The following is a 12,633-nucleotide window of genomic DNA, read 5'->3' on the forward strand; positions in this document are numbered from 1 at the left end:
TAGGGAGGCTCTGGAACGTATGCGCCACCACCATCGCCGTAGCTCGTTCGCCTTGCTCGTTCTTGCCATGCTTATGCTCGCAGCACAAGCGCCTGTCGTAACCGCGCGCCAGCCTCAGGGTAGCAGCCACGTGTCAACGCAGACCATCTGGATCAAACGTCAGTTACGGGCAGCCTGGATCGCCACTGTAACCAACATCAACTGGCCGTCGGCTCCCGGCTTATCGATCGATCAGCAAAAGCAGGAGCTGATTCGCCTGCTGGATTCGTCGAGGCAGATGGGCATGAATGCGGTGATTCTGCAAATTCGTCCCACCGACGATACCTTCTACCCATCGACGATCAACCCGTGGTCGAAGTATCTGACCGGCACGCCTGGCAAGCATCCCGGCTACGATCCGCTGGCCTTTGCGATCTCGGCTGCTCATGCCCGGAATCTTGAATTTCATGCCTGGTTCAATCCATATCGCGTCAGCATGGATACGAACCTGAACGCGCTGGCATCGACAAGCTGGGCGCGACTCAACCCGCAGTATGTGGTCAGCTACGGCGGGAAGCTCTGGTACGATCCCGGCCATCCGGCAGTGCGCAAGCATGTGGTCGATAGCATTGTGGAAGTGGTGCGCAACTACGACATCGACGCCGTCCACTTCGACGACTATTTCTATCCGTATCCGTCCGGCAGCACTGAGTTTCCTGACAACACGACGTATCAGACCTATGGCGCAAGCCAGTTTCCGGTCAAGGCCGACTGGCGACGTCATAACGTCAACACGCTGGTGCGCGAGGTTTCCATCGCGGTCAAGCAGGCCAAGGCGTATGTCAAGTTTGGCATTAGCCCGTTCGGCATCTGGCGCAACCGTTCCACCGATCCGACCGGCTCGGATACGTCGGGCTTTCAGGCGTACGATGGAATCTATGCCGACTCCCGCACCTGGATTCGTCAAGGCTGGCTCGACTATATCGCGCCGCAGATCTACTGGAGCTTCGGCTATGCTCCTGCCGCCTATGAAAAGCTGGTAACATGGTGGACCACCGAAGTGCGTGGCTATCGGGTCAAGCTCTACATTGGTCATGCCGCGTACAAGATCGGCAACGATACCGCCGCGTGGGATAATCCCGACGAGCTGCCGAACCAGCTCGCCTACAACCTGCAATTTCCTGAAACCATGGGCAGCATGCTCTACAACATCGACAGCGTGATCGCGAATCCGCTTGGCTTCCGCGACCGCCTGACCAACGACATATGGCGCTATCCGGCGCTGGTTGATCCGTATCTCTGGATCGACAGCACGGCTCCCAGCGCGCCGAACGCGGTGGCGGCGACGCGATCGGCAAGCGGGGTGCGGGTGGACTGGACCAGCACGGCCAGCGATGACACCGCGTTTGCCGTGTATCGCTTCAACCCTGGCGAGGCGGTGAGCCTTGCCGATCCGGCCAAGATCCTGGTTGTTCAGCGCGCCACGACAAGTACGACGCAGAGCTACCTGGATACGCGCGCCGCCGTGGGCTCCGCCTACACCTATGTCGTGACGGCGCTGGATCGGCTGCATAACGAGAGCGCGGCCAGCAATGCGCTTTCCGCACCCGCCAATTAGCCACTCGTTCGCGCGCCCTCGAAGACACCGGCTGTCTTCGAGGGCCGTTCGTTAATCTTCCCTTCGGCGGTCCGAACAACCGCTGGCTCGTCGTCAGGCGCGTATGGCCCGATCCTCGCCCAGCCCAGCGCCGCGCTCGATAAGCTCCTTCAAACGCTGCGTACACTAGGCCGCCCGTGCGCCGTCGACGAGCGCGTGGTCGAACGCCACCCTCAGGCTGATGGTCGGCTCGTCGGCCCACCATCCCGTATGCTTCCATATCTCATCGTACACCGCAACCCTCTGCGGCACGCGACCTTTGCGTGCCACACCGATCGCGTGGCCTGGCATTCGCAGCTTGACAGATCAGGTGCCTTCCACTATAGTTGTTTCATTCACTGAATGAAATAAAGCGGATCAACGATGAGTCAGACACAGAAGAGTGACCGGGCACTGATGAAACAGAGCAATCAGTCCCTAGTCTTGCAACTCATCCAGCGCCGCGGCCCGATCTCGCGCAAGGCGATTGCCACAGTCTCAGGACTCAGCCCGGCGTCGGTGACGGGCATTACCGGCGAGCTGATCACGCGCGGTCTTGTCCACGAGGTCGGCGAGGCCGATGGGGATGGACGGGCGGGTCGCCGCGCTGTCCTGCTTCGCCTGAATCCGCACGCTGGCTTTGTCGTCGGCGTCAAGCTCACAACGCAATCCGTAGACTGTGTGCTCACCGATCTTGATGCCAATATCCTCCAGGCGGCCAGCACACCCCTGCGGTTCGACGACAACACCGCTCCTTCTCAGGTATCGTACGCACCCCATGCGATGATCGAGGCAACCATTCAAGCGGTTGAGCACCTGCTGTCGATGACGGAGATCGACCGCAAACGACTTCTGGGGATGGGAGTCGGAGTCAATGGCATTGTCGACGCCAACACGGGCGTCAGCCACTTCGCGCCGCACTACGGCTGGCGCAACGTCCCACTCGCCGATCCGCTCGCGGCGCACTTCGGCATTCCAGTCTATCTCGAAAACGATGCCCGGACGCTCACCATTGCCGAGCAGTGGTTTGGGGCGGCGCGCGGGGTCGATCATTTCGCTGCCGTGGCCGTCGGGCACGGGATTGGCGCAGGGGTTGTCACGAACGGTCGGATATATCGTGGCGCGCTTGGCGGCGCTGGCGAGTTCGGCCATACCGTCCTCCAGCCGGATGGCCCGCCATGCTCGTGCGGAAGGCGCGGCTGCGTCGAGGCGCTCGCGGCTGCACCCGCGATCATGCGACAGATCGAGGAGGCCCTTGCACGGGGCGAGCCAAGCTTGCTTGGCGCAACGGAACAACGAACCATGCAGCACGTCGCGGACGCTGCGGATCGTGGTGATGAGCTTGCCCGGCGCGTGCTAGCGGCAGCCGGTCACTGGCTTGGAGTCGGCGTGTCCAGCCTGGTGAATATTCTCAATCCCCAGCTGCTGATCATCACCGGCGAGGCCGTGCAGTGCGGACGCTGGTATTTTGAGCCGATGGAGGCCACGCTGCGTGCCCTCGCCTTCGACGGCCTGGCCGAGACGCTCCGAATTCATATCGAGCCTGCCGACAATAACATGTGGGCACGGGGTGCCGCCTGTGTTGTCCTGAATGCGCTCTTCACCTCACCGATGCACCAGCCCCATCCTGCGTTCCATCCTGATACGCGCGCATTGGCGCTGCCCTGATCCGTCGACTGACTGAAGCGCTGAGGGACACCGCAGCGCACGTCATCGCCACACGGCAAGCGTATGGAGACAGCACGCGCCTGACGAAGGAGCGGTCCGTCAAGCGCGTACCGGGCCGGTGAGACGACCGTCAACGTTACGAGGCGAATCGATCATGGATATTGCTCAGCGACAACCACGAGAAACGGGGCGCGCTCCGGAGCACGTGATGTGGACCGGCGCGGGCCATGACGAGGCATCGTGGCCGATCATGATTTGCTTGCTGGGCAATTTTCGCCTGTTCCGAGCGGGCGAGTTTGTGCCCATCCGTGCCGGTGGCAAGCGCGAGGCGCTCCTGGCGCAGCTCGCGCTCCACGCGGGACGGCGAGTTTCGCGCGAGCGACTCGTGCATGCGATCTGGCCCACCCGTGATCGCGCCCTCGGCCTCAACTCGCTTAATAATCTGGTCCATAGCCTCCACAAGCACCTCGGCCACGCGCTGCATGACGCAGCGCCCGTCCTTCACGAGGACGGCTATTACCGGCTCAACGTCGAAGCAGGCATCGGCGTCGATGTAACGTGCTTCGACAGCCTGGTTGAAACCGGCGACTGTAAGATGCAGCGGGGCAATGCCTGTGTTGCGGTCGAGTGCTATCGCCGCGCCGCCGCGCTGTATCGCGACGATCTATGTCTGGCAGCGGATGCACCGACGATCGTGGAGCGCGAGCGCTTGCGGGCACGCTACCTGTGGGTGCTGGCGCAATTGAGCGATCAGGCCTATCGCACGGGCGATTACCATGGGGCGCTTGAGCATCTCTGGCGCCTGCTGGCCCGCGATCCCTATCGGGAGGACGCCCACCGTCTGGTGATGCGCTGCTATGTGCGGCGCGGCGAGCGCGCGGCGGCGCTGCACCAGTTCCAGGTTTGCGTCGCTCTGCTGCGCGATGAGTTCGATGCACCACCAGAGCCAGCCACGGTCGCATTGTTTGACCAGATTCGGCTACAGCCGGACCTTCTTTAAGCCAAACTTAATGCACATTTAAGGTCGGCGACCACGCTGACTTCGATAGCACTTAAGCGTCGACCGGTAGGATGGAACGATAGACAGAAGGCATCGCACAGAGGTCATGCCATGCCGGATTTCACAGATGACGCTATCGCCAATCGCCTGTACATCACGCTCATTCTGCGCCTGGCGCTGGATGAGCGGGGCCGACTGATCCTGGGCGAGCTAGTCGACACCACAGATGCACCGCCCCAGCGCTTTCGCGGCGTCGTCGGCTTGAACCAGGTCGTACAGAACTGGCTTGTGCAGCACGCCCGCCCGGAGGATGACTGAGCGTGATGAGCGTCCCGGCTCAAGGATGCACCATCCATCGCTCCCACGTCATTGGCCGGATGAGACGGCTCAGGCATGGATGATCCGCGCCAGCACATCTTCTGGAACCGAACGCCGTGCGCGGGAGCGACCGTGATGGATGGCTGTGGAGCGCAGGGAGAGCATGTTCTTCGCCAACGATCACGCGACCGTCGTGTCGTAGCGTATCTGTGACCGTTGCACGGCTGATACGATGCTCAATGGAGGAACCCAGGATGTTCAACCTCAGAAACAGCTTCGTTCCGAGGCTCATGCTCCTGATCGCCGTGGTCGCCCTGCTCGCTGCGTGTGGGAGCGCCTCACCCGGTACCTCGTCCACCGGCGCGTCCCCGGGCGCGTCGCCAGCATCCTCAGGCAGCGCGGCAGCATCCGAGGCTGCGTCGCCGCCCGCCGCCGCATCCGCCGCCACCGGCGAGCCGGTCACGATCAGGTACCTGACGCCCGGACAAGAGACGGAAGGCCTGGAGAGCGTGATTAGCACGCTGTCCAAGTCGTACACCGAACAACATCCCAATGTAACCTATGAGCACGAAGTCGCACCCCAGACTGACCTGATCCAGCGCGTGCAACTGCTGGCCGGAAGCAATAACTTGCCCACGATGTTCGCGTACGAGTCCGGCGCGCCGCTGCTGCCGCTGATTGAGGCCAAGAAGGTGCTCGACGTCGAAAAAACGTTCACGGAGCTTGGGATCTTCGACCAGCTCAACCCGGCGACGGTCGCGCTGCTGAAGAGTCTGGTTAACGATCAAGGACTGTATGCGATCCCGGTTGAGCTGAACATCGAAGGATTCTGGTACAACAAAAAGCTGTTCGCCGATAACGGCCTTCAGGAGCCGAAAACATGGGATGAGCTGCTACAGGTCGCCGAAGCGCTTCATGCGAAAGGCATCCAGCCCTTCTCGGCATCCGGCCAGCAGGGCTGGCCGCTCACCCGGCTGATCAACGGCTACGCGATTCGCAAATACGGCCCCGACGTGATGGAGCGGGTGGCGCAGGGCGAGCTGAAGCTGACCGATCCGGGGTTTATCGAGGCAGCGAAGATCGTGCAAGACATGGGCACCAAGGGCTATTTCGGCGAAGGTGTCGCCACGATCGATTACGACACGGCGGTTGATCAGTTCCTGCAAGGCACTGCCGCTATGCTCTACATGGGTAGCTGGGAACTGCGGACGTTCAACGATCCCGCACGCAACCAGATCGGCGCGGAAAATGTTGGCCTCTTCAACATTCCAACCGTCGATGGCGGCGCGGGAACAGCCGATGCGTGGTCGATGAACGCCGGTCTGACGCGGTCGTTCTCCCAGGCGGCCTACGATGCGAATCCCCAGGCCGTTGGCGACTGGATCAAAGGGGTCTTTAGCCAGTACGGCCAGCAAGCCGCCGACGCCGGCCTGGTGACAGGCTTTACGGTTGCCAATCCGCCGACCAACCAGCCGGAACTCACCAAGATGGTCGTGCAGCAGATTGCGGGAGCCAAGACCGGCGTGCTGTGGTTCGAAGCCCGCTTCGATCCCGAAGCGACGACGCTGTCGCAGACCAACGCCGCGCTGCTGGCGACGGGCGACATGACCCCTGAGCAATTCATGACCGACTTGCAGCAGGCACTGGATTCATAACAACGAGCGCGTGACCGCGAAGGTCCACCAGGCAGCCTTCGCGGCACGGCACCTCAAGGAGCGACCCCTGTGGAGAAAGTATTGCGTGATCCGAAAGCCGTACTGGTATTCGTCGGGCCTGCTTTGCTGGTGTACGCCCTGGTGCTGCTGATCCCGATCGTCTGGTCCATCGGCTACACATTTTTTGAAGGCTCGGCGATTAGCGGCTTTACCTTTGTCGGCTTCGCTAATTTTGTGCGGCTGATGCAGGACCGGCGCTTCTGGAATGCGCTCTGGTTCAGCACTAAATACATGCTCGTCGTCTCCAGCGGACAGGTGCTCCTTGGCCTCCTGCTGGCTCTGCTCTTTCACTTCTACCTCAAGCGTGCCTCGTCGGTGGTGCGGACACTGGTATTCTTTCCGGTCGTCCTGCCAACCGTCGCGGTGGCCGCGATCTTTTCAAAGCTGTTTGCGATTGCGCCGCAGTATGGCATCGTCAACGCCGTGCTGGAGCTGTTTGGCCTCCAGGCCGTATCGTGGCTTGGGCGCGGCACCACGGCGTTCTGGGTGCTTGCGATCATGGATATCTGGCGCGCGATGGGCTTTTACGCCGTGCTGCTGTACGCCGGACTGGTCGATATTCCGGGCGATATTCTCGAAGCGGCCAGCCTGGATGGCGCCAAAGGCTGGCGGCTCGTGCAGTTTATTGTGCTGCCACTGCTCGTCCCGCTGCTGATCTCGTCGCTGATCTTCAGCATGAACGGCACCTTGAAAGTCTTCGATTCCGTGCTCGCTCTCACCAACGGCGGGCCGGGCCAGGCGACAACCCCGCTGACGCTGTACATGTATCGGGCGTCATTCCAAAACAACCAATACGGCTACGGCAGCACCGTCGCCCTGATGCTGACGCTGTACTGTTTACTGGTTTCGCTGCTGGCGTTTCGCTTTGCCCGGCGCGATGTGGCGTAATCACCGATGGGAGGATTCGACATGGCGACCACCACATCACGCAGGCTCAACACGACGACCGCAGTGTCTCGCAGACGCTTCAAGGTCGCTTCGATCCTGATGGGCGGGCTGATCGGGCTGCTGCTGGTGATTGAAGTCTATCCGATCATCTGGCTGCTGCTGTCCTCGATCAAAGCGCCGCGCGAGTTCAATACGCGGCCCATCTATGCGCTGCCCGACGGCTTCTACTGGCAGAACTACACCGATGCCTGGACGCGGGGAAACATGAGCATCTACTTCCGCAACAGCATCCTCGTCACCCTTCCGTCGCTGTTCCTGATTATTCTGCTCAGCGTGAGCGCCGCGTTTTCGATCGAGATTATGCGCTGGAAAGGCCGCAACATCGTGCTGCTGATCTTCCTGGCGGGGATCATGATTCCCCTGCAAATGGTCCTGCTGCCGCTATTCACCATCTACTACCGCGTCAAGCTGCTCGATAATCTCCTCGCCTTGATCCTGACCTATGTCGCCTTCGGTCTGCCATTGAACGTGTTCCTGTTTACCGGCTTTTTGAAGCCCGTGCCGCGCGAAGTACTGGAGTCGGCGATCGTTGACGGCGCGACCATCTATCAAGCTTTTTTCAGCGTGGTGCTGCCGATGGTCAAGAATGCGATCGTCACGGTCGCCCTGACTCAATTTTTCTTCATCTGGAACGATCTGATTCTGTCGCTGACCTTTATCAGCGAAACTGAGCTGCGGACACTTCAGACCGGGCTGTTGAGCTTTGTGGGTCAGTACGGTCAGCGGCAGTGGGGGCCGACCTTCGCCGCGATCGCGATGTCGGTCATTCCCGTGCTAGTGCTGTATCTGGCGCTGAATAATCTCGTGATCAAGGGTCTGACCAGCGGCGCGGTGAAGGGCTGATCGGCACACGGGCGTGGCACAAGCCAGGTGACAAGGAGGTCACAGCCAGCGTGGTCTAGGCACCGACGATGCTTGCGGCAGACGGATCGTTGGCCGACATGCAAGCCCGGCTACACAAGAGGAAAAGGATACCGTGACTCAGGAACTACCTCACCAGAACATATCGTTAAGGGGTGCTGCGGAAGCGGCGGCCATCACCGAGGTGCGGTTTGAGCACCGCGACGATGCGCTTGGGATCGGCACTGCGCGCCCCCGGCTGTCGTGGATCGTTGACACGGAAACCGAGGGCTGGCTTCAGGCCGGCTATGAGCTTGAATGCTACGGTGTCGATGGTCTGCTTCGCGAACAGACCGGGCAGATCGCATCGGGCCAGTCGGTCCTCGTGCCGTGGCCGTTCGCGCCGCTCGCATCCCGTGAGCGGCTCCACGTCCGGGCTCGGGCCTGGAGTACCGAGGGACATCCGTCAGCATGGAGCGCGCAGTTTCCCGTCGAGGCCGGGCTGCTCGATCCCCATGACTGGACCGCACGGTTTGTGACGCCGGACTGGGACGAGGATACGACCACGCCGCAGCCCGCGCCCCTGCTGCGCCATGAGTTCGACATACGACCGGGTGTGAGACACGCCCGGCTCTACATCACCGCGCTCGGCGTGTACGAGGCGCAGCTCAACGGCGTCGACGTCGGCGATCACGTCCTTGCTCCGGGCTGGACCAGCTACGACCATCGGCTGCGCTACCAGACGTTTGACGTAACCACAATGCTGCGCGAAGGCCGCAACGCGCTGGGCGCGCTGCTTGGCGACGGCTGGCTTCGCGGACGGCTCGGCTTCAGCGGCGGGTGGCGCAATACCTACGGCGATCGGCTCGCGCTGCTGGCCCAGCTTGAGATCAGCTATGCCGACGGCACCAGCGCGCGCATCGTCACCGATGAGCGCTGGCGGGCTGCGACCGGCCCCATCCTCGCCAGCGAGCTCTACGACGGCGAGACGTATGACGCCCGCCTGGAGCGGCCCGGCTGGTCGTCTGCGGGCTACGACGACCGCGATTGGAGCGCCGTGCGGCCCATCGACCGCGATCTTGCCACACTCGTGGCGCCGACCGGGCCGCCGGTGCGGCGCATCGAGTTGATCGCGCCGGTCGGCATCACCACGTCGCCATCAGGACGTACGCTCGTCGACTTTGGTCAGAACCTCGTCGGTCGGCTGCGTCTGACGGTCCAGGGCAGCGCCGGGCAGACGATCACCCTGAGCCACGCTGAGGTGCTTGAGCACGGCGAGCTGGGGACGCGCCCGCTTCGGTACGCCGCCGCCATCGACCGCTACACGCTGCGCGGTGATGGTGTGGAAACCTGGGAGCCGCGCTTCACCTTCCACGGCTTCCGCTACGCTGACATCGAGGGCTGGCCTGGGGCGATCGACGCGGATCGTCTTCGTGCGGTCGTGTGCCACTCCGATCTTGAGCGGACCGGCTGGTTCGAGTGCTCCGATCCGCTGATCAACCGGCTGCACGAGAATGTCGTCTGGAGCATGCGCGGCAACTTCCTCGACCTCCCGACCGATTGCCCCCAGCGCGATGAGCGACTCGGCTGGACCGGCGATATTCAGGTGTTTGCGCCTACCGCATGCTTCCTGTACGACAGCGCCGGGTTTCTCGAATCGTGGCTTCAGGATCTGGCTTCTGACCAGCACGATCTCGATGGCGTGGTGCCGTTCGTGGTGCCGAACATTCTGGGAGCAACACCACCCGCTGCGGCGTGGAGCGACGCGGCGGTGATTGTACCCTGGGTGCTCTATCAGCGGTACGGCGACGCGGGCGTGCTGGCGCAGCAGTGGGAGAGCATGCGGACCTGGGTAGACGTTGTGGCCGGAGCGGCGGGCAAGCGACGCTTGTGGGACCGTGGATTCCAGTTCGGCGACTGGCTCGATCCGGCGGCACCACCGGACCGCCCAGCCGATGCCCGCACCGACAAATCGGTTGTCGCCACGGCGTACTTCGCGCGCTCCGCCGAGCTGCTCGGCCAGGCGGCAGAGGTGCTTGGACGCACAGCCGAGGCCGTGCGCTATCTCGCGCTCGCGGCTGAGGTCCGCGCGGCGTTCAACAATGAGTACGTCACGCCCAACGGTCGCGTGATCAGCGATTCCTCGACGGCCTATGCGCTCGCGCTTACGTTCGCCCTGCTCCCTGGCGCCGAGCAGCGGCTTCATGCCGGCGCTCGACTCGCCGCGCTTGTCCGAGACAACGAGTACCGTATCAGCACGGGCTTTGTGGGCACGCCGCTGATCTGCGATGCGCTGTGCAGTGTGGGCGAGACGGACGCGGCGTTCCGGCTGCTGACCGAGCGCGCCTGTCCGTCGTGGCTGTATCCGGTGACGATGGGCGCAACCACGATCTGGGAGCGCTGGGATAGTATGCTCCCGGATGGCACGATTAATCCGGGCGAGATGACCTCGTTCAATCACTACGCGCTCGGCGCTATCGCGGACTGGCTGCACCGCACCGTGGGTGGCCTCGCACCTGCCGCTCCGGGGTATCGTCGCCTCGACATCCGGCCACGTCCGGGCGGTGGCATCTCAAGCGCTCGTACGCGGCATCGAACGCCCTACGGCATCGCCGAATGCGCCTGGGAGATCCGAGCGGGGCAGATGACGGTCGACGTGGTGGTGCCGCCCAACACGACGGCCAGCGTCACGCTGCCAGGTGTCGCTACCCAGCGGTTCGAGGTGAGAGCCGGGACGCACCGCTGGTCAGTGCCGTATCAGGCGTTGCCTCCGCTGCGACCGCCGCTTTCGCTCGACAGCACGCTCGGTGAGATCCTCGACGACCCGGAGGCATGGGTGGTGGTCCGTGCGACGATCGCGCGGCATGCGCCGGAGCTTGTCGACCAGATCGAAGCCCGGAACGGGATAGCGGGAAACCGAGGACTGACGCTGCGCCAGCTCCTTGCGATGCGGGCGAAGATCGGCACGTTGCGCGCCGATCTCGACACCGCGCTGGCGGAGATGCAGCACGACGCAGCACCACGCAGCGATCAAGGGTCGTCATGACGCGCCCTCCATTGGAGAGGCCCACGCAGATGCGCCCTGACTGATGCCTGGCCGACGAGGGGGAATATGCTTCCATGAACAACCGGATTACCTGCGGCACGACCGCTTCGCTGTCGGCTCAGGCGCTAGTGCCGCAGGTAAGCGGACGGGCCGCCGTGATGATCGAAGTCCGGGCATCGTTGTGTGCTGTCCAACCACGATCTCAGGGGCCAGATCGCGGTGGCGGGGGCTGCATTCGTGGACGTGACGGGCTGGAGACTCCAGTTCCAGCCCGCATAGCGCGCGGTTGGGCGTGTGCCTGGCCGATGGGGAGCCGCTGCTCGCGCTGCCCTTCACGGTGATGAATGTCACGTCTCCCCTCAGCGGCACGAATGCCGTTCACGTTCCCCTGCGGTCGGCCCGACGAGCGCGAGATCGGCAATTCTCCTGTGCGCGGTACCAGACCCTGCTACAATACTCAGGAGGACTAGCCTGTCAGCCAAGGAGTGGAGGGTATGCGACGATTACTGTGGATCGTAGTTGGTGGACTGGTTGCGACCGTGTTTGTCGTCGGTGCGGTGCGGGCACAAGGCACAGACACGTTTCCATCGGTAATCAGTCTGCCGAACGGGTGGTTGCCTGAGGGCGTCGTAACGGGGCGCGGGCCGATCATCTACTCCGGGTCGCGCGCGAACGGCGCGATCTATGCCGCTGATCTGCGGACCGGCGAGGGGAGCATTCTGGTCGCTGGTGCGACGGGTCGTGTCGCGGTTGGTCTTGATTTTGATCGCCGGAGCAACTACATCTTTGTAGCGGGCGGCGCGACGGGCGATGCGTATGTGTACGATGCCGCAACCGGCGCGGAGGTAGCCTACTATGATTTCACGTCGAGCACGGCAACCTTCATTAACGATGTGATCGTGACGCGCGACGCCGCCTACTTCACCGACTCGCGGCAACCTGTGCTCTACCGGGTGCCGTTGGGTCCGGCTGGGGAGGTTTCGGCAGCCGATGGATTCGAGGCCATTCCGCTGAGCGGCGCGTGGCAGCAAGGAACTGGTAACAATGCCAACGGGATCGAAGCGACCGCCGACGGGAAATCGCTCATCGTGGTTAACTCGTCCTTAGGCCGTCTGTTCGAGGTCGATCCCCAGAGCGGCGTTGCCACAGTGATCGACCTGGGCGGTGCCTCAGTCACGAATGGCGATGGCATTTTATTAAGCGGGCAGACCTTGTATGTGGTGCGCAACCGGCTTAATCAGATTGCCGTCGTTGAGCTGGCACCCGATCTCAGCACCGGGACCGTCGTCGATACGATAACCAATCCGGCGTTTGATGTGCCCACGACGGTGGCCGCGTTTGGCAACAGCCTGTACGCGGTGAATGCTCGCTTTGGCACGCCGAACACACCCGAAACGACCTACACGATTGTGCGTGTATCCCGCTAGCGCAGCGGGATCGTCGAGCCGCATCTTGCGCAGGGACGAGGACTCGCCGGATCGTG

The 12,633-nt window shown here is 62.7% G+C and carries 10 protein-coding genes; 9 read left to right on the plus strand and 1 reads right to left on the minus strand.

Features of this window, described 5'->3' with window-relative positions; genetic code table 11:
- The first annotated feature begins 130 nt into the window (after positions 1-130).
- Positions 131-1,597 (plus strand): family 10 glycosylhydrolase, encoded by a 1,467-nt coding sequence (locus tag VFZ66_06335; GenBank protein ID HEX6288789.1) that lies wholly within the window; start codon positions 131-133, stop codon positions 1,595-1,597.
- Positions 1,598-1,762: 165 nt separating this feature from the next.
- On the opposite strand, the gene VFZ66_06340 is transcribed toward VFZ66_06335, so the two are convergent.
- The gene (locus VFZ66_06340; protein HEX6288790.1) at positions 1,763-1,906 is read right to left on the minus strand and encodes a hypothetical protein; all 144 of its coding nucleotides are present in this window, start codon (positions 1,904-1,906) and stop codon (positions 1,763-1,765) included.
- Between the two features lie 93 nt (positions 1,907-1,999).
- Between VFZ66_06340 and VFZ66_06345 the strand changes: the two genes are divergently transcribed.
- The 8 genes from VFZ66_06345 to VFZ66_06380 all read left to right on the plus strand — a co-directional run bounded on the left by VFZ66_06345 (position 2,000) and on the right by VFZ66_06380 (position 12,577).
- Positions 2,000-3,283 (plus strand): ROK family transcriptional regulator, encoded by a 1,284-nt coding sequence (locus VFZ66_06345; protein ID HEX6288791.1) that lies wholly within the window; start codon positions 2,000-2,002, stop codon positions 3,281-3,283.
- 154 nt (positions 3,284-3,437) lie between these two features.
- Complete coding sequence (locus VFZ66_06350) at positions 3,438-4,283, plus strand: bacterial transcriptional activator domain-containing protein (GenBank protein ID HEX6288792.1); 846 nt, start codon at positions 3,438-3,440, stop codon at positions 4,281-4,283.
- A gap of 111 nt (positions 4,284-4,394) precedes the next feature.
- Positions 4,395-4,601 carry a hypothetical protein gene (locus VFZ66_06355; protein ID HEX6288793.1) on the plus strand — a complete coding sequence of 69 codons (207 nt, stop codon included), beginning with the start codon at positions 4,395-4,397 and terminating at the stop codon, positions 4,599-4,601.
- Positions 4,602-4,855: 254 nt separating this feature from the next.
- Positions 4,856-6,256, plus strand: a complete 1,401-nt coding sequence (locus VFZ66_06360; GenBank protein HEX6288794.1) for an extracellular solute-binding protein — start codon at positions 4,856-4,858, stop codon at positions 6,254-6,256.
- A gap of 69 nt (positions 6,257-6,325) precedes the next feature.
- Positions 6,326-7,204: a sugar ABC transporter permease gene (locus VFZ66_06365; GenBank protein ID HEX6288795.1), complete on the plus strand. Its 879-nt coding sequence runs from the start codon at positions 6,326-6,328 to the stop codon at positions 7,202-7,204.
- 21 nt (positions 7,205-7,225) lie between these two features.
- On the plus strand, positions 7,226-8,107 hold the full coding sequence (locus tag VFZ66_06370; protein HEX6288796.1) for a carbohydrate ABC transporter permease: 882 nt from the start codon (positions 7,226-7,228) through the stop codon (positions 8,105-8,107).
- Positions 8,108-8,240: 133 nt separating this feature from the next.
- Positions 8,241-11,150 (plus strand): glycoside hydrolase family 78 protein, encoded by a 2,910-nt coding sequence (locus VFZ66_06375; GenBank protein HEX6288797.1) that lies wholly within the window; start codon positions 8,241-8,243, stop codon positions 11,148-11,150.
- 494 nt (positions 11,151-11,644) lie between these two features.
- Complete coding sequence (locus VFZ66_06380; protein HEX6288798.1) at positions 11,645-12,577, plus strand: hypothetical protein; 933 nt, start codon at positions 11,645-11,647, stop codon at positions 12,575-12,577.
- Positions 12,578-12,633: the final 56 nt, after the last annotated feature.

This window comes from Herpetosiphonaceae bacterium (genome assembly GCA_036374795.1).
GTDB lineage: Bacteria > Chloroflexota > Chloroflexia > Chloroflexales > Kallotenuaceae > LB3-1.

Bases quoted from the DNA above. Each gene is read 5' to 3' on its own strand.
- VFZ66_06380 (HEX6288798.1), top strand. From the start codon at position 11,645: ATGCGACGATTACTGTGGATCGTAGTTGGTGGACTGGTTGCGACCGTG.
- VFZ66_06350 (HEX6288792.1), top strand. From the start codon at position 3,438: ATGGATATTGCTCAGCGACAACCACGAGAAACGGGGCGCGCTCCGGAG.
- VFZ66_06360 (HEX6288794.1), top strand. From the start codon at position 4,856: ATGTTCAACCTCAGAAACAGCTTCGTTCCGAGGCTCATGCTCCTGATC.
- VFZ66_06355 (HEX6288793.1), top strand. From the start codon at position 4,395: ATGCCGGATTTCACAGATGACGCTATCGCCAATCGCCTGTACATCACG.
- VFZ66_06345 (HEX6288791.1), top strand. From the start codon at position 2,000: ATGAGTCAGACACAGAAGAGTGACCGGGCACTGATGAAACAGAGCAAT.
- VFZ66_06370 (HEX6288796.1), top strand. From the start codon at position 7,226: ATGGCGACCACCACATCACGCAGGCTCAACACGACGACCGCAGTGTCT.